The organism is Steroidobacter sp. (genome assembly GCF_036402275.1).
GTDB lineage: Bacteria > Pseudomonadota > Gammaproteobacteria > Steroidobacterales > Steroidobacteraceae > Steroidobacter.
This window is the reverse complement of record NZ_DASWTF010000052.1, coordinates 266,983-283,814: the sequence shown is the minus strand read 5'-3', so window position 1 is coordinate 283,814 and position 16,832 is coordinate 266,983. Positions and strand designations below refer to the sequence as shown.

At 64.3% G+C, this 16,832-nt stretch carries 11 protein-coding genes; 3 read left to right on the top strand and 8 right to left on the bottom strand.

Annotation, left to right across the window (positions count from 1 at the left end):
- Positions 1-2: 2 nt before the first annotated feature.
- Positions 3-1,457, bottom strand: a complete 1,455-nt coding sequence (locus tag VGD45_RS31685; protein WP_331159418.1) for a sodium:solute symporter family transporter — start codon at positions 1,455-1,457, stop codon at positions 3-5.
- A gap of 83 nt (positions 1,458-1,540) precedes the next feature.
- On the bottom strand, positions 1,541-2,143 hold the full coding sequence (gene ampD, locus VGD45_RS31680) for a 1,6-anhydro-N-acetylmuramyl-L-alanine amidase AmpD (protein WP_331159417.1): 603 nt from the start codon (positions 2,141-2,143) through the stop codon (positions 1,541-1,543).
- Between the two features lie 214 nt (positions 2,144-2,357).
- Between ampD and VGD45_RS31675 the strand changes: the two genes are divergently transcribed.
- Entirely contained in the window at positions 2,358-3,092 is a 735-nt protein-coding gene (locus VGD45_RS31675) for a 16S rRNA (uracil(1498)-N(3))-methyltransferase (protein ID WP_331159416.1), read from the top strand.
- A gap of 293 nt (positions 3,093-3,385) precedes the next feature.
- Here the strand turns inward: VGD45_RS31675 and VGD45_RS31670 are convergent, their stop codons facing one another.
- From VGD45_RS31670 to pilG, 6 genes are all read right to left on the bottom strand, one after another.
- Positions 3,386-3,865, bottom strand: coding sequence for a chemotaxis protein CheW (locus VGD45_RS31670; protein ID WP_331159415.1), 480 nt, complete (start codon positions 3,863-3,865; stop codon positions 3,386-3,388).
- Positions 3,862-10,950 carry an Hpt domain-containing protein gene (locus VGD45_RS31665; RefSeq protein ID WP_331159414.1) on the bottom strand — a complete coding sequence of 2,363 codons (7,089 nt, stop codon included), beginning with the start codon at positions 10,948-10,950 and terminating at the stop codon, positions 3,862-3,864. The genes VGD45_RS31670 and VGD45_RS31665 overlap by 4 nt, the downstream gene beginning before the upstream one ends.
- 21 nt (positions 10,951-10,971) lie before the next feature.
- Positions 10,972-13,080: a methyl-accepting chemotaxis protein gene (locus VGD45_RS31660; RefSeq protein ID WP_331159413.1), complete on the bottom strand. Its 2,109-nt coding sequence runs from the start codon at positions 13,078-13,080 to the stop codon at positions 10,972-10,974.
- Between the two features lie 223 nt (positions 13,081-13,303).
- On the bottom strand, positions 13,304-13,870 hold the full coding sequence (locus VGD45_RS31655; protein ID WP_331159412.1) for a chemotaxis protein CheW: 567 nt from the start codon (positions 13,868-13,870) through the stop codon (positions 13,304-13,306).
- Between the two features lie 12 nt (positions 13,871-13,882).
- Positions 13,883-14,248 carry a response regulator transcription factor gene (locus VGD45_RS31650; RefSeq protein WP_129776618.1) on the bottom strand — a complete coding sequence of 122 codons (366 nt, stop codon included), beginning with the start codon at positions 14,246-14,248 and terminating at the stop codon, positions 13,883-13,885.
- A 71-nt stretch (positions 14,249-14,319) separates the two neighbouring features.
- Positions 14,320-14,730: a twitching motility response regulator PilG gene (gene pilG, locus VGD45_RS31645; protein ID WP_293851152.1), complete on the bottom strand. Its 411-nt coding sequence runs from the start codon at positions 14,728-14,730 to the stop codon at positions 14,320-14,322.
- Between the two features lie 205 nt (positions 14,731-14,935).
- Between pilG and gshB the strand changes: the two genes are divergently transcribed.
- Together gshB and VGD45_RS31635 are read left to right on the top strand one after the other, a co-directional pair.
- Positions 14,936-15,928 carry a glutathione synthase gene (gshB, locus tag VGD45_RS31640; RefSeq protein ID WP_331159411.1) on the top strand — a complete coding sequence of 331 codons (993 nt, stop codon included), beginning with the start codon at positions 14,936-14,938 and terminating at the stop codon, positions 15,926-15,928.
- The gene (locus tag VGD45_RS31635) at positions 15,925-16,827 is read left to right on the top strand and encodes a TonB family protein (RefSeq protein ID WP_331159410.1); all 903 of its coding nucleotides are present in this window, start codon (positions 15,925-15,927) and stop codon (positions 16,825-16,827) included. Before gshB ends, VGD45_RS31635 begins: the two co-directional genes overlap by 4 nt.
- Positions 16,828-16,832: the final 5 nt, after the last annotated feature.

Below are 16,832 nucleotides of genomic sequence, written 5' to 3'. Positions count from 1 at the left end.
CCTCAGATCGGCACCCGGTCGTGCACCGTCTCCTGCGAGCGGTCGGCGCGATCGGGATTGCGGCGGCGTTCGCCGCCGGTCAGGGCGATGCCGAGAGCAGCGACAAAGGGCATGACACGTTCCAGGAAATCGCCGGGCGAGTCGGGCAGTAAATGGAACAGCAGGGAAAGAATGAAGCCGGACCAGATGGCCGCCACCGTGGCGCCCGGCCGCACGCGTTTGCCGCACAGGCGGACCAGGAGCAAGGGGCCGAAGGACGCGCCGATGGCGGCATAACCAAACATTGCGTGCTCGAACACCGTCGCGGGCGCCCATAAAGCTGAGAGCACAATCAACACCGCCGACAGCACCATCGCTGCCCGAATCCAGGCAAGGGACAACGGCGCATTCATGCGTCGCAGATCGATGCCGAGGCTGGACGCGAGCGCCAGCAGCTGACTGCCGACGTTGGCGAGAATGGCGGCGATCAGACAGGCGACGATGAAAGCCGCGAGCAATGGCGGCAGCAGCCGGTCGGCGATAGTAAACAAGGCAAGCTCCGGCCGATTCAGACCGGCGTACAGCACGCTCGCGGCCCAGCCACAACACAACACGATGCCGACCAGCAACGCGATCATCGCCAGCGCCAGCCAGCTGGCCCAGCGCAAGGTCGCTTCATCCCGAGCCGCCATGAAGCGGGTGGCAAGCTGCGGCTGCCCAGTCGCGCCGAGGCCGATACAGAACACTCCGCCGGCGAACGCCAGCGCCACCACTCCGTGACGCCCGCCCAACCAATCCGTCGCGACCGGGCCGAGTGCGTCGAAAGCAATTTCGAATTGTTCCTTGCCGCCGATGGCCACCGTCGCTCCCACCAGCAGCAGCGCGGCGAATATTCCAATCGCAATCACCTGCACGGCGTCGCCGACCGCGCACGCACGCAAGCCGCCAGCAAACGCCCCCACCGCGATCAGAGACACGGACGTGAGCGCCATGCTGATCAAATTGAAACCGAACTCGTCCACCAGCAGGCCGCCCGCGAAGCTCAGCATGGCGCAGGTTTGTAACAAGACGCACAGGAAAAAAATCAGAATGGCCGAGCGCGCCACCCACGGCTGCAAACGATCGCCCGCGTCGCCGCTCAACAATTGAAACAAAGTGGCATTGCCCTGCGCGACCGAGGTACTGCGCAGGCGAGGCGCGATAAAGAACAAACTGAGCGCGGCGCCGGCGACGAACGCGCCCCAGATCCAGATCGCCGACCATCCCCACGCGAACGCGGCGCCGGCCAGCGTCATCAGCAGCCAGCCATTGACGGTATTCGCCGTGCAGCTCGACGCGAGCAACCACACGCCCAGCCGACGGTTCGCGAGCGCGAGATCAGCAGCATTGTGTGTGCGGCGGGCGGCCCAGACCGCGACGGTCAGCAGCAACGCCACGAAGGCCAGCAGCGTCAGCAACACCGTGGCGGAACGGTTCATGGTGGAATCGGATCCTTTAGCGCCTACGGGCGGCCGGCGATGCTACACGAGCGCGTATGGCGCGCGAAATTGTGTCGTCGAAATCAGCCAGCCGCGCGTAACAGCGCATACAGCCGCTGCCAGTCGAATGCCGGCCCCGGATCGGTCTTGCGGCCGGGCGCGATATCGCTGTGGCCGGCGATGCGAGTCAACGACAGCGAAGGATACGCCTCGCACAGCGCCAGGATGGTCGCGGCCAGAATTCGATACTGCGCCGGCTCGTAGGGAATCTCATCGGCGCCTTCCAGCTCGATGCCCACCGAAAAATCGTTGCATCGCTCGCGGCCCTGATAGCTGGACGCGCCGGCATGCCAGGCGCGCTCGTGAAAAGGCACGTACTGCACCAACTCGCCATCGCGACGGATCATCAGGTGCGTGGAGACTTTGAGGTCCTTGATCTTCTCGAAGTACGGATGCTCGTCCGGCGGCAGCGTGTTGGTGAACAGACGATCGATCCACGGACCACCGAACTGATCCGGCGGCAGGCTGATGCCGTGCACGACGATGAGTTCTGGCAAGATGCCGCCCGGCCGCGCATCGAAGTTCGGCGAGGGCACCTGCCGAGCGCCGCGCATCCATCCCCGCTCGTCGACGCCTGCGGCTACCGCGAGCAAATACTGGGACAGAGCTTCCGATGTCGAATGCATGGCTGTTCCGCTTGAGGTCCTATCCTGGTGTTGACATTCCGGCAAATGATCTTCGATCAACATGGTCTTACGATCATCGGGGCATCGAGGTCAGAGTAGTAAACGTGTCCGGCTGCTGCTCTGGCGTCTTAGGCACAATGTTTGCTTACTCCTGGATAGAACCCCGGCCTGACGCCGACGTTCCAGGGATCGCACCACTCGCAACGAGGCGAGCATGAGACTGAATCGAATTTTTTGCGACGGGCCTTTGGTCGGTCGCACCGAGATCGCCCTGCCCGCCGCCGGCGGCTACCACGTCGCGCGCGTTCTGCGTATGCGCGAGGGTGCGCCGCTCAGTGTATTCGACGGTAGTGGCCAGGAATTTCGCGCCGAAATCACTCGCGTGGAAGGCGACAAAGTCACCGTCGCGCTGGGCGACGGTACCCCCGGCACCGCCGAGTCGCCGCTGCGAATCACCCTGGTCCAGGGCGTCTCGCGCAGCGAACGCATGGATTGGACCCTGCAAAAAGCCACCGAACTGGGCGTCGCCGCCATCGCGCCAGTGTTGACCGCCCGCAGCGTGGTGCGCCTCGATGAGAAGCAGGCCGCCAAGAAACGTGATCACTGGAAGGGCATCGTCATCGGCGCCTGCGAACAATGCGGCCGCGCCAAGATCCCCACGGTCTCCCCGCCCGTGACCCTGCGGGAATACTTCGCAACGGTCCGCAAGGACGGCCTGCGCCTGGTCCTGAGCCCCTCCGCCCCCGCCTCCCTGGTCGGCCTGGCGAGCATGCCCAGCAAGGCCGAACTGCTGATCGGCCCCGAGGGCGGATTGGACGACGATGAGCTGCATGCCGCGCAAAAAGCCGGCTTCATGCCGGTGCGTCTGGGACCAAGAGTGCTCCGAACCGAAACAGCCGCGGTGGTTGCTCTCTCTGTTCTTCAAGGACTGTGGGGCGATCTGCAATAACAACGAAGCCACAAACCGTTGCTAAAACCGTTTTGCAAGGGAACAAAGCGCACGCATCGGCGTAACTGGCGTTCCCTCTTTACCTCGCCAACTCACCGCACGCATCGGCGGTGGCTGGTGGGTCCTATGTCCTTCCGGCAGCGTCGAAAAAGAGGGACCTTTTCGTCGCAGTGCGCCCAGGGACGGGACCCAGCGGCACGCGCGACAGCGCGGGCAAGGGGGAGCACGGTGCCGGAAGGACATACCCACCAGCCGCCGCGAGCCACCAAGGCCCTCTTACACACGCGCGGCAATCAGGCCGCCCGGCTCTCCTCAGAAATCATCTGCTCAAGATGCTCGAAATCCGGGATGAGCGGCGACTCGTTGAGCATGCGGACCTGACACAGGATAGGCCCGCGCTCAGGGAATGATCGGCTCGGATCTGACTTCACGACGTCATTGTTGACGCGCACGAGTTGCGGGAAGCCTTGGGTGATGACGCCGAAATAACCGCCCGTCACCTGGCTGCTGAGCGCCACGAAAATCACGATACGTGTGCGTGTGCCCGCCGGCGGCACGGGTTGGCCGCAGGCCGCTTCGAAAGAGATGACCGGGACCGGCCGGCCGCTCCAGGAAATCGTGCCGAGATACCACGGCGGCACGCCTTCCACTTTTTCGGGCGCCTGCCAGGTCACGACCTCCGCCACGCATGCGCGCGGCACGATCAAACGTTCCTGCGCGAGCGGGATCAGCAGGCTGTACAGCTCGTGGGAGGGTACGTCAGCGGCACTCACGACACTTTCCTCTTACGGGCGGCCTGCACCAGCGGCTCGATCGCATCCAGCAGCTGATTTTCCTGATACGGCTTGCCGAGGTAATCGTTCACGCCGATCTCGATCGCGCGGGCGCGATGTTTCTCGCCGACGCGCGACGTGATCATCACGATCGGAATATCGGTCAGACGGGCGTCGGCGCGCACCTGCGTCGCCAGCTCGTAGCCGTCCATGCGCGGCATCTCGATATCGAGCAGGATCACGTCCGGGATGTGTTCCTGCAGGATCGACAGCGCATCGACGCCGTCCTTCGCCGTCATCACGCGCATGCCATTGCGTTCCAGCAGACGTTGCGTCACGCGGCGCACGGTGATCGAGTCGTCGACGACCAGCGCGAACGTACGCGTGTCCTGCTTCGGACCCTGCGTTTCCAGCGGCGCCTTGCCGCCACGCCAATCCGTACGCACCAGCGTGCTCATATCCAAGATGATCACGATGCGACCGTCGCCGAGGATCGTGGCGCCGGCGATGCCGCGAATCGTCGCGATCTGCGGGCCCACCGATTTCACGACCATCTCGCGGCTACCGACCAACTCGTCCGTGACGAGCGCAGTCGAATGCTCGCCCGCACGAATCAGAATCAGCGGCACGGAAACGTCGAGCTCTGGCAACGCGGACGGGCCACCGCCCACGAACGCGCCGAGGTGCTGCAATTTATAAATCTGGCCGCCGTAGTTGAACGTCGACACTTCCTCGGCGAGATGTTTCTCGACTTCCGACTTGGAAATGCGCGCCACGCCTTCGACCGACGGCAACGGCAGTGCGTACAACTCATCGCCGGTGCGCACGATCAACGCTTGCGTGATGGCCAGCGTGAACGGCAGGCGAATCGTGAACTTCACGCCTTGGCCCGGCTCGGATGCCGTGAACAGCGCGCCGCCGAGTTTCTTGATCTCGTTGACCACCACGTCCATGCCGACACCGCGGCCGGCATGTTGAGTGATGTTGCTGGCCGTGCTGAAGCCCGGCTCGAGGATGAGCTGCATGGCCTCTTCGTCGGTGAGCACGCGACCCGGCTGTAACAAACCACGCTGTTTGGCGCGTTCGCGCACGGCGTTCACGTCGATGCCGCGACCGTCGTCTTCGAGGACGATGACCATTTCCGAGCCTTCTCGGTGCAGGCCCACCTTGATCGTGCCTTGCGCCGGCTTGCCGCGAGCGACGCGCTCGTCCGGCATTTCGATACCGTGCACGACGGAGTTACGCAGCATGTGCTCGAAGGGCGGCAGCATGCGCTCCAGCACCTGGCGATCCAATTCGCCCGACGCGCCGACGACCACCAGCTCCACGCGCTTGTTCGTATCGTTCGCCACCTGGCGCACCAGACGGCTGAGACGCTGCACGTGACGTTGGAACGGAACCATGCGCGTGCGCATGAGGCCGTTCTGCATTTCAGTGACCACGCGCGACTGTTGCAGCAGCAGGTTCTGCGCTTCGCGCGTGAGATTCTCGAGCAGGCCTTCGATGGAGCTCACGTCGCTCACCGATTCGGCGAAGGCGCGCGTCAGCTGCTGAATGGTCGAGTAACGATCCATTTCGAGCGGATCGAAGTCGGCGCGATCGGGGAACTGCTCCTGGTGCCGGTGCAGGATCTGCGATTCGGTTTCCAGCTCCAGCTTGCGCAACTGTTCCTTCAAGCGCGTGACCGTGCGGCCCAGCTCGGCCAGGTTGAACTCGATGGAGCTGACCTGCTGCTCCATACGCGAGCGGAAGATGCTGACTTCGCCGGCGTTGTTGAGCAGGTTATCGAGCAGGTCGGCGTCGACGCGCGCGAATTCGCGAGGCTCTTGCTGAGTCGGCTTCTCACGACCCGGCAGCGCCGGCGCTTGAGCTTCGGCGGCGACTTCCTCCTGTTGCTGTTCGCCATCGGGCGGGAGCTCGGGGGCGACAGCGGAAACATCGAGCGCCGCGTGCACGCCGGTCGCTGCATGTGCCGCCACTGCGGCTGGTGCTGGCGGTTCTTCGACACGCACGGCTTCGCGAGGCGCGACTGCGCCCAGCTCGTCGGCGCCGAACTCGACTTCGACGTCGGAAACGGCTTCGATTTCGGGCTCGGCTGGAATCGGTGCGCTTTGGGTCCAGCCTCCTTCGGTCGGCTCTTCTTCCGTGAGCACGACTTCTTCAACACGCACTTCATCAGCGTGCGCCGCCTCGGCGGCTGCGGCTTCGGCGGCTGCGGCTTCGTTCAGCGCTTCGATTTCGGTGAGCGTCGGAACGATATCGGTTTGCGAGCCGATGTCCGTGTCGTCGGGCGAGTAGCTCTCGATCTCGACGATTTCTTCAGGCGGCGCATCGAACACCGGAGGCAGTGTCAGCGCGGCGGGCGGAACGACTTCCGGCGCGATCGGCGCAGCCGGCGTGATCGCCTCGGCCGCGGTCGGCACTGGTTCGGCTAGCGTCGGCGCAACCGGAGTCGGTTCTGGTGCTGCCGGCGCCGGAGCGGCTTCGACTTCGTGGCCGCACAGCGCGCGGATGCGATTCATCAACGCGCGGGCCGGCTTGCAACGCTCGCCATTCGCGACCACGTCGCGCATGCGATGCAGCTCGTCGAGGCTGGCTTGCAGGACGTCGAACACGCCTTGCTCGGCGGGCACCTGGCCGGTCTCGACCAGGCCCATCAATGTTTCCAATTCGTGGCTGAGATCGCCCATGGCGCGAATGCCGGCCATGCGCGCACCGCCCTTCAGCGTGTGCACGACGCGCTTCAGCTCGAACACCAATGCGGTGTTGGCGCGATCTTGAATCCAGGAAGACAACGAGTGGTCGGCCGTTTCCAGCAGCTCGGTGGCCTCTTCGGTGAAGATGGCCGCGACGTCCGGATCGAAGTCGCTGTCGTCGTATTCTTCTTCGATCGGCTCGGGCGCGGCGACTGCCGCGGCAGCCGGTGCAATGACGCCAGCCGCAGCGGCAGCCGCGGATGCGAACGAAGGCGCATCGTCCGTTGCGGGAACAGGAGCGACCGGTTCTGTATCGCTTGTCATTGCAGCCTCAGGCGCGGCTGCGGCCGGGCCCGTACCGGTATTCGCAGCAACGTCGGCGGCGGATGCGGCCTCGGTCAATGCAAAGGGCTCGATAGCGGCTTCGTTCTGCAATGTTTCCTGCGCAGCGGGACGCAGGAAGGGGCTGCGGATGGTTTCGGCGTCGTCGCGGGCGATGGTCGCCTCGTGCTCCAGCACGGGCGGCTCGAAATTGGCGGCCCACGCAGCAGTTTCGACGACGATGTCGCTGGCCTCTTCGGGCAGCGGCTCGTCCATTTTCAGCAGCGCGCGTTCGACGTCGGCATCGCCCATTTCATCGACGACGATGCCGGGCGGATTGGCGAACTCTTCGAGCGCGACGGATTCCTGAGTCAGATCGGCGTCGGCGCTGAGCTCCGCCTCGTCCACCTGGACTTCATTCGCGGAGGCTGCGCTGTTCGCGGCAGCCGCGGACTCGGTCGGGAAGTGCTCGTAGGCCCACTGCAGAGTGTCGAGGGTGTTGGGTTCCGACTCCAGCTCGACGACTTCGGTCGCCGGCTCGCCGGCGGTGACTTCTTCAGGCGTGACTTCGATCGCGCCCAGCACGATCTCTTCGGCCAGCGCCTCGGTCTCGCCAGTGCTCGCAGCGAGGGTGATCTCTTCTCCGACCAGCTCGATGCTGTCGAGAGTGATTTCCTCGCCAGCCAGCGCGGCCGTGTCGAGGTTGATTTCCTCGACCGCAACTTCAGGCGAGTCGAGCGTAATTTCTTCGCCCGCGAACGCAGCGCTGTCGAGCGTGATCTCTTCGCCCGAGAGCGCGGCGTTGTCGAGCGCAACTGCCGACGGCGCGGCTGGAGCCACTGGGATTGCGTGCTCTGCCGAGAGCACCAGCGTGCCGGTTTCGAGCAGGCTGGGTTCGACCGGCGCGAGCTCGAACGTTTCGGGCTCGGGCGGTGCAAGCACGACGCCCGTGAGCGAGATCTCGTCGATCTCGATCGCGTCTGACGCCGCGTCGACAGCCAGCGGATCGCTATCGCCCGACGCCATGGCCGGCACGATCAACGTGGCCGCGGCCGGCACGGTCAAACGCTCGTCGAAGCCGGTTGCCGGCGGCGCGACCAAACGTTCGTTGACGCTCGTCGCGCCAGTCGCAATGACGTGCTCGCCAGTCGCGTCAGTGTTGAAGCCGCCCGCGGTCGTCGCCGCGCCCATTTCAGCGAGACGTGAGATATCCGCGTCGAGCCCATGCTCGAGCTCGGTCAGGCGCCGCACGATCACATCGTGGTTGAGGAAGAACCCGGTGTTCTCGTTGATGTTGTCGACGACATGCTGGATCGCGGTCACCGCGTCCTGCAACACGTTCAAGCCCGCGTCCGACATTCCGATGGAATTGTCGTAGAGCTTGCGAATGTAACGATTCAGCGGCTCGGCGATCTTGATGCCCTGGCGCGCGCCGGCGGTTTTCGCCGTGCCGCTCAGCGTATGACACGAGCGGTGCAGATCTTCGGTGACGATATAAGGCGCGGTCGCCAGCCGGCAGGCCGCGATGAACTTATGAATCGTCGCGAGGTGCCCCGCGGTTTCTTTGGCGTAGATCTCGTGGAGCCCCGGGTCCATTGGGGATTCGGCCGATGCCGCCGCGGGGGTTGTTACCTCCGGGGCTGTTTTTTTTTCCGGCAGCGGCTGAAGCGTCGGCGCTTCCATGACCGGCGCCTTGAGCACCGGCGGCTCCGGAGCACGACGCGGGGCAGGCGCCGGCGCGGCGGCAGCAGGAGCTGCGCTCGGACGCACGCCAGCCAAGGTGTTCGCCGAATTGATGATCTTCGCGATATCGGCTTGCGGCGCGCGACCCGTTTCGAGCTGCTCGACTAGCTCGGGGACGGCGGCGACCGCCGAGCGCATCAGCGCCATCATGTCGGGCGTGCGGTCCAGCGTCTTGTTGATGACGCGGTTGAGCATGTTCTCGACCGACCAGGCGAAATCGCCGATGAGCTGCGCGCCCACCATGCGACCGCTGCCCTTCAACGTATGGAACGAACGGCGCACGTTGACCAGCGCTTCCTGATCCTGCGGGTTGGAATCCCACAGCGGGAAGAACTGGTTGAGCTTGGCGATCTCGTCCTTGGCTTCTTCGATGAACAGCTCGACGAATTCCGGATCCACCTCGCGATCGACCGGCTTGGTGAGCGCGGGCGGCATCGGCGGCGGAGGCGGCTGCGGAGCGGCGGCCGGCTTGGTCGGACGACGCACTTCCTGCGTGACAGGATCGAGCACCGCCGTCGGTTCGTGCTCGGTGCCGAGCGCGACAGTCGGCGCGTGCGGCTCGATGACGACGGTGCGAGCGTGGTCGGAAGTGGCGCCACCAAAAGCTTCGATGCGAGGAATGGGCTGCGTTTCGGCGAGGAAACGCAGACACGTCTCGGCGTTGTCGAGCATGTACCAGGGATCGGCGCGGCCGGCCTGGATGGTTTCCATGTAGTACTCGACGGCGACGATGGCGTCGGCGAGACGATCCACCGCTTCCTGCGGCAACGTCATGCCGTCGCTGCGCACGAAGTTCTGCAGCGCCTTGTCGATGCCTTCCATGATCTCGACGACGCGAGTCTTGCCCAGCATCAGCAGGCCGGCGGTGATGCCGCGCATGAGCTGAGGAATCTGATCGACGGCCTGTCCTTCGCGCGGCTTGTCCAACGAGTGCGCGATCGCTTCCTTGATGCGCGCCATGTTGACGATACATTCGCGCAGCACCGCTTCGGTGACCAGGCGGAACTCGATGTCGTCCGGACCGGCGGGCTTCGCCGGCGCACTGCCCGACTCCGACGCCGTCGGCACGATCATACCGACCAGCTGCTCGTCGAGACTGTCTTCGACTTTGATCAGCGTCGCCGCCATGCGCAGCAACGTTCCTTCAGTGGCCGCGGACTTCTGCGCGACGATGGCTTGCAGATCCGCGGTCTCGGTCTGCACCTTGTCTCGCAGGTCGCCGAGGCCGAGCACGCCGAGCGTATCGGCGATCTTCTTCAACAACTCCAGCTGCGGCGCGAGCTCGTCGACCTGCGTACCGCCCTGGCGCACGAAAATATCGAGCGCATCTTTGACGCGGCCGAGATCTTCCTTGATGGCCGCGGCCACCGTTTTCATCAGCTTGACCGACGGCGCGGACAAGCTTTCGCGCGCCTGCTCGACGCCCTCGTCGACCGGCAGCAATTCAGACAGACGGAACGATGCGCGAACGGCCGCAACGCGCGGACCGTTGGTGCGCGCACGCGCCACGTAATAAAGCAGATTGTTCAGCAGCTCGAGCGGCGGCGAATCGGCATAACGCGCTTCGCCCGACTCATACAAACGTTTCATTTCCCGGTCGGCTTGACCGAGCAGACGTTTGATGGAGGCGCTGCCTTCGAGGCCGCCTTCGCGCAAGCCTTCCAGGATGGAGCCGACGACCCACCACAGCTGGAACACAGCCTGCGTGGTTGCAACGTGCTCGAGCTTCTCGGCGGTGCGCGACAGGATTTCCAGATTCTGGTCGACGCGCTCGCCCTTGATCCAACCCAACAAACCGAGCTGGAAACGCGTACGAAGCTTGCGAGCCCACTGCGCGACGGTGAGCGCGCCTTCGGCAGCTGCGGCGGCTGGATTGGCCTGCTGATCCGAGCTGAGATTCAGCAGCAGCAGCGTGCCTTCCGACAGCAACGCATGACCGCGCACGGCGCGCAGGTCGTTCAACAACGGCAGCAACACGAGCGCCATGTCGCGCCCGCCGCTCATCACGCGCTCGAGATAAGTCGGCAGCTGCACCATCGCGCGCATCAGCGCGTCGAGGCCTTCGGCGAGATGACGTTTCTCGTTGAAGTTCGAGATCAGATAATTGGCGACCTGGCCCATTTCCTCGGCCAGCAACGCCGCGCCATACACTTCGGCGACGCGCAGAGCGCCATGCACCGCGTGCAGATGTTCGTTGCACTTACGCAGCAGCGCGAGATTGTCCTGCTGCTCGCCGAATGCTTCCAACGAAGCGCGGGCTTCGTTGAGCTCGCTGGCGAGCTCGCGCGCGACGATGTGCAGAGTCTGCGATGAAACCTCAGCCATGGTTCTGAGCGTTGCTAAACTTTATGCGTTGAGGCCGCTGACTTTTTTCGGCGCGTTGGTGCGATTCGCAGCCGTGCCGCTGCCGGTCGCGGTGAGCGACGGCGGTGGCGCGACCGGAGGCGCTTTGCGAGCCGGGTCGGTCAGCAAGGCAGAGCCACCGGACACGGCGTCCGGCAGACGGAAGCCCGCGACGGATTTACGCAGCTGCGACGACAGCTCGGCGAGTTTGCCGACCGAGCCGGAAGTAGCAGCGGAGTTCTCCGCGGTCTGCGAGCTGATCTCTCTGAGCACGCCCATGTTGCGTGCGATGTTCTGCGCCGCCGAGGACTGCTGGCGGGCGCTGGCGGAAATGTTTTGCACCAGGCTGGCGATCTGATTCGACACCTGCTCGATTTCTTCCAGCGCGGCGCCGGCGTTCTCGGCCAGCAGGGCTCCACCCACCACGTCCGTGGTGCTGCGTTCCATCGACACCACCGCTTCGTTGGTGTCGGCCTGAATCGTGCGCACCAGCACTTCGATCTGCTTGGTGGCGGTGGCGGCGCGCTCCGCGAGGCGCTGCACTTCGTCGGCGACGACCGCGAAGCCGCGGCCCGCTTCACCGGCCATCGACGCCTGAATCGAAGCGTTCAACGCCAGAATGTTTGTTTGCTCGGCGATGTCGTTGATCAGCTCGACGATGTTGCCGATTTCCTGCGAGCTCTCGCCGAGGCGCTTGATGCGCTTGGACGTTTCCTGAATGGTCTCGCGGATCGTGTTCATGCCGTCGATGGTACGGCGCACGGCGTCGCCGCCCTTGTGGGCCACGTCCACCGAGTGACGCGCGACGTCCGCCGAACGTTCGGCGTTGCCGGACACTTCTTCGGTCGAGGAGGCCATGGCGGCCACCGACTCGGAAGCGAGCGCGACTTGTTTGGATTGCGCGACCGAGGCTTTCGCCAGCTGGCTGACCGAGCCCTGCGTCTGTTTGGCGGCGGAGTCGAGCGACACGGCCGATTCGTTGATGGTCGCGACCAGCTCGCGCAGCGCTTCGATGGCGTAGTTGATGGAGTCCGCGATCGCGCCGGTGATGTCTTCGGTCACCGTCGCCTGCACGGTCAGGTCGCCGTCGGCCAGGCTCGACAGCTCGTCGAGCAGCCGCAGAATCGCTTCCTGGTTACGTTCGTTCTTGCTCGCCTGCACTTCCAGCTGTTTGCGGATATTGCCGCCCATGGAATACAGCGCGGTGAGAATAATCAACGAGATCAGACCGGCCGCGAGCAAAGCGATCGGCAAGGCTTTGCTGTTGACCACGCCAGCCGCGGCGCCGCCGGGCACGCCGACGCGAGTAGCGAAGGCGGAGTAAATCTTGTCGCCGCTCGCAGCGAGAGCCGCGGCAGCTTCCCGCGCAACCTTGACGCGATCGGCCGAAGTGATGGCCGTGCGAACTTTTTCGCTCAGCTGCGCATACAAAGAGCTGGTGCTCTTGTAACGACCTTCGGCTTCCGGACCGGTGACCTTGGGCAACCCGAGGCCGGAGTCTTCACCGCCCAGACCGCCGACGACCTGACCCATGTAGTCGTTGCCGTCCGCGAGACGACGCGCGATCACGGTCGCATCGCCGACGCCGCCGGCGAGCGCTTCCACATCCTGTTGCAAACGCATGCCAGTCAGCTCGAAACGTTCGAGGTGACGAGTCATGCCTTCGATGCCGGGAGAGCCGAGCGCGCTCGCGACGTTGCCGAGGCTCTGTAACAACTGCGGCACCAGCGCGCGCACTTCGATCGCCGATTTCTGCACGCCCTCGATGGCTTCCTGCGCGTTCAGGATCGCCTGGCTTTGTTTCAGCAGGTCGGTCGAGCCGGCGAAGCCCTGCACGTCCGGACCGAGCGAAGCAGCCAGGGTGGAGTAGCGAGTACGGGATTCGGACAATGCGTTGAAAGCGCCAGGCGTGCCGCTCAGCGCGGCGTTGGCCTGCAACGGCAGCTTCTGAGACAGCGCCAGCAGCTCGTTCAGTTCGCGCACGCTCTTGTCGTCGCCGCCGGTCTCCTTGCCTGCGAACGCTAACAAGCCGAGCGCCGCGACCACGCACACCAGCGCTATCGCCATGAGAGCCGGCAGAAAGCGCACGCCGGTCATTTTTGTATTAGCCATGTCCCTGCCCTTCCTTAACGCACGACCGCGCGTCCTGCGCTGAATTGGCGATCGCGACTGTTACACCTGCCTCGAAAGACGCAACGTCGTGCACGCCCGCAAGCTGCGGCACATGCCGTGTGCTGATGCTGTAGTTGTTTTGCACGACCGTCTTCCAACTCGTCTGTAGGTCTGACTTAAGGCCAACTATCCGGACTCTTGAATCGGGCTCGACGATGCGCGGCTACGATGCCGCCGCCTGCAGGAACTCGGCGCTCTCCAGCAGCGAGCGCAGACTGAACACCGGCCAGCTCTCCGTGCCGCGCCTGAAAGCTCCGGCCAAGTAACGTTCACAGCGCACGATGGTCGGCGGCGTGGTGGCGGAGAACTCGCCATCGGCGAAACGCCGGAACCCCAGCACTTCGTCCACCAGCAGACCGGCGGGCACTTCGCGATGATTCGCCACCAGCACTCGCGTGCTGCGATTGGTGCTGGTCATGCCGCCGCCTAGATAAGCGCGCAGATCAACCACCGGCAACAACTGACCTCGCACATTTGCGATGCCACGGATCCAGGGTTTCGCGCCCGGTACGCGCGTCACAACCGAGGGATAACTCAGCACCTCGCGCGTCTCTTCGCGCGCGGCCAGAAAACTTTCCGAGCTCAGACGAAACGCCACGCCGACCCACTCGCGCTCGGCGGCCGCGTCGCGGCCCTGGCCGGTCAGCGCAACGCGCGCCAGCCGCTCGAGCTCCCGCAGGAGATCGAACGGCTTGTCACGCAGAGACTTGAGGGTGGCTGTCGAGCTCATGAGGTGGCCGGGTCAGCCTGCCAGCGCCGCTTGCGCTTTTTCGATCAGCTTTTCCATGGAAACGGGCTTGACCAGGTAGTCCTTGGCGCCCTGGCGCATGCCCCAGATGCGATCGGTTTCCTGGTCCTTGGACGTCACCATGATCACCGGGATCGCCTTGGTGTCGGGATCGGAGGCGAGCTTGCGGGTCGCCTGGAAGCCGTTCACGCCCGGCATCACCACGTCCATGAAAATCAGATCGGGTTTCATTTCCTTGGCCTTGCGGATGGCTTCGGCGCCATCGCCCGCCGAGGCGGTCTGATAACCGTGGCGCTCCAGCGCCTTTTGCATCACATGCACTTCCGTCGGCGAATCGTCGACGATGAGGATCAGTGCCATACCTTGCTCCGCCGTACCTTGCTCCGTTCGGGTCGCCAATGCCGTACGCATTCTGGTTCCTACTGGGGTTGCTACCGGGCCGCGCCCACGTGGGTTTCGATCGCGTTCAACAACTCATCCTTGGTGAACGGCTTGGTCAGATAGTGCTCGGAGCCGACGATGCGGCCGCGCGCCCGATCGAACAGTCCGTCCTTGCTCGACAACATGATCACCGGAATGGAGCGGAACACCTTGTTGTGCTTGATCAGCGAGCAGGTCTGATAGCCGTCCAGCCGCGGCATCATGATGTCCACGAACACGATGTCGGGCTGATGGTCGGCGATCTTCGACAGCGCGTCGAAACCGTCGACCGCCGTGAATACCTCGCAACCTTCCTTCGACAACAGTGTCTCGGCAGTACGACGGATGGTCTTGCTGTCGTCGATCACCAGCACTTTGAGGCCCGACAGCCGGGCGGACTGGCTCGTTGCTAAGTTCTCCATCGCACTGTTTCCTCAGGACCTCTGATCGACTCGTGGCTGCGCCTTCCAAATGGCTCGAAATACCTGGGGCACAACCGCCGGAACTTTTAACATATTGGTTATAGGGCCGCCATCGCCCGCCTTCCTATACTATGAAGCCCGTCACAGAGAGACGCGCCGCGAATTCCCTGTGATGTGTACGCTCGACTTTCCAGGTGAAATGCCCATGTCCCCAGCTGAGAACAAGGTCAGTCCCAAGACTGTGTCGCAACCGGTCCGCGTCGTCGTGGTCATGGATCCCATCTCCGACATCAAACCGGCCAAGGACACCACCCTGGCGATGCTGCTGGCGGCACAGGAGCGCGGTTGGGAGATCTGGTACGCCGAGCAGCGCGACCTGTGGCTGCGAGACGGCGTGCCCATGGCGCGGCTCGCCCCGCTCACGGTCAAGAACGACCTCGAGGACTGGTACGCGCTGGGCGAATCCCAAATCCAGGGACTGTCCGAATTCGACGTCATCCTGATGCGCAAGGATCCGCCGTTCGACATGGAGTACATCTACACGACGTACATCCTGGAACGCGCCGAGGATGCGGGCGTGCTCGTGGTGAACAAGCCGCAGGGCCTGCGGGACATGAACGAGAAGGTGTACACGGCCTGGTTCCCCCAGTGCTGTGCGCCGACCTTGATCACGCGTGACATGGCCGATATGCATGCGTTTCTGAAGGAGCATCGGCACATTGTCTGCAAGCCGCTGTACGGCATGGGCGGTCGTTCGATCTTCGTGCTGGAGCAGAAGGACAAGAACGCGAATGTGATTTTCGAGACCATGACCGAGTACGGCACGCGCTTCGCCATCGTGCAGAAGTATCTGCCGGAAATCGTCGAGAGCGGCGACTCGCGCATCCTGGTCATCGATGGCGAGCCTGCGCCCTATGCACTGGCGCGCATTCCCTCGGCCACCGACAATCGCGGCAACCTCGCCGCCGGCGCGAAAGGCGTGGGCCGGGAGCTGAACGAGCGCGATCGCTGGCTGGTCGGTCAGATCGGTCCCGAGCTGCGGCGACGCGGGATGTTGTTCGTGGGCCTGGATGTCATCGGCGGCTATGTGACGGAGATAAACGTCACGAGCCCGACCGGCGTGCGGGAATTGGATAAACAGTTCGGCACCCAGATCGCCGGCCTGTTGATGGACGCGATAGAGAAACGACTGTCATGAATGCCTCGGTCAGCCACGAAGACGCCCCTCTCGCCAGCGAGTTGCAGGAGGGCGCCGCGCCCGTCAACGATCGGCTGACCACGACCTTGTTCCTGGCGGCGCTGTTTCACGGCATCGTCATTCTCGGCATCACGTTCGCCGTCCCGCGGGGCGACGCGGGCCCGACGCCGACGCTGGAAGTGCTCTTGCTCACCAGTAACGACACGCGCGCCGCCGACAACCCCGATGCCCAGTACCTGGCCCAACGCAGTCAGGTCGGCAGCGGCACGACCGACGAGCGCGTGCGGCCGGCGAATCCGGCGTCCTCGGCCGTGATGGCCGAGCAAGCCGGCATCCCCGAGGGCAACAGCGATCGATATAAGGAAGCGGTCTCCGGCCAGCGCTCCACCGAAATCGTCAGCAGCCGCAGCGATCGCAGCGAGGTCGACTATCGCAGCGGCGAGAACAACCCGTCGCAGCAGAGCGAAGTCCCTCTGTCCCTGTCGCCCACCGCGCCCCGGCCGATCGCCACCAGCGCCACCGATACCACCCTGGTGCTTCGGGGCAAGCGGCTGGACGGCGCGACGGAAATCGTGCCGAACACGCGCGAGTCCAAGCTGGCGCCGTACCTGAATGCCTGGCGCAGCAAGATCGAGCGGCTCGGCACGTTGAATTTCCCGCAATACGCGCGCAATGCCCAGACCGGTAATCCCGTGCTGGAGGTCTCGCTGCTGGCCGACGGCACCCTGGGCGAGGCCCTCATCCGCCGCTCCAGCGGCAGCAAGGAAATCGACCAGGCGGCGCTGTCCATCCTGCGCCTGGCCTCGCCCTTCGACCCGTTCCCCAGCGAGCTGCGCAAGCAGTATCGGGAGTTGCGCTTCGCCTACGAGTGGCAATTCCTCGGTGCAGTCAAAAAATGAGCTTG

Bases quoted from the DNA above. Each gene is read 5' to 3' on its own strand.
- VGD45_RS31685 (WP_331159418.1), bottom strand. From the start codon at position 1,457: ATGAACCGTTCCGCCACGGTGTTGCTGACGCTGCTGGCCTTCGTGGCG.
- ampD (WP_331159417.1), bottom strand. From the start codon at position 2,143: ATGCATTCGACATCGGAAGCTCTGTCCCAGTATTTGCTCGCGGTAGCC.
- VGD45_RS31675 (WP_331159416.1), top strand. From the start codon at position 2,358: ATGAGACTGAATCGAATTTTTTGCGACGGGCCTTTGGTCGGTCGCACC.
- VGD45_RS31665 (WP_331159414.1), bottom strand. From the start codon at position 10,950: ATGGCTGAGGTTTCATCGCAGACTCTGCACATCGTCGCGCGCGAGCTC.
- VGD45_RS31660 (WP_331159413.1), bottom strand. From the start codon at position 13,080: ATGGCTAATACAAAAATGACCGGCGTGCGCTTTCTGCCGGCTCTCATG.
- VGD45_RS31655 (WP_331159412.1), bottom strand. From the start codon at position 13,870: ATGAGCTCGACAGCCACCCTCAAGTCTCTGCGTGACAAGCCGTTCGAT.
- VGD45_RS31650 (WP_129776618.1), bottom strand. From the start codon at position 14,248: ATGGCACTGATCCTCATCGTCGACGATTCGCCGACGGAAGTGCATGTG.
- pilG (WP_293851152.1), bottom strand. From the start codon at position 14,730: ATGGAGAACTTAGCAACGAGCCAGTCCGCCCGGCTGTCGGGCCTCAAA.
- gshB (WP_331159411.1), top strand. From the start codon at position 14,936: ATGTCCCCAGCTGAGAACAAGGTCAGTCCCAAGACTGTGTCGCAACCG.
- VGD45_RS31635 (WP_331159410.1), top strand. From the start codon at position 15,925: ATGAATGCCTCGGTCAGCCACGAAGACGCCCCTCTCGCCAGCGAGTTG.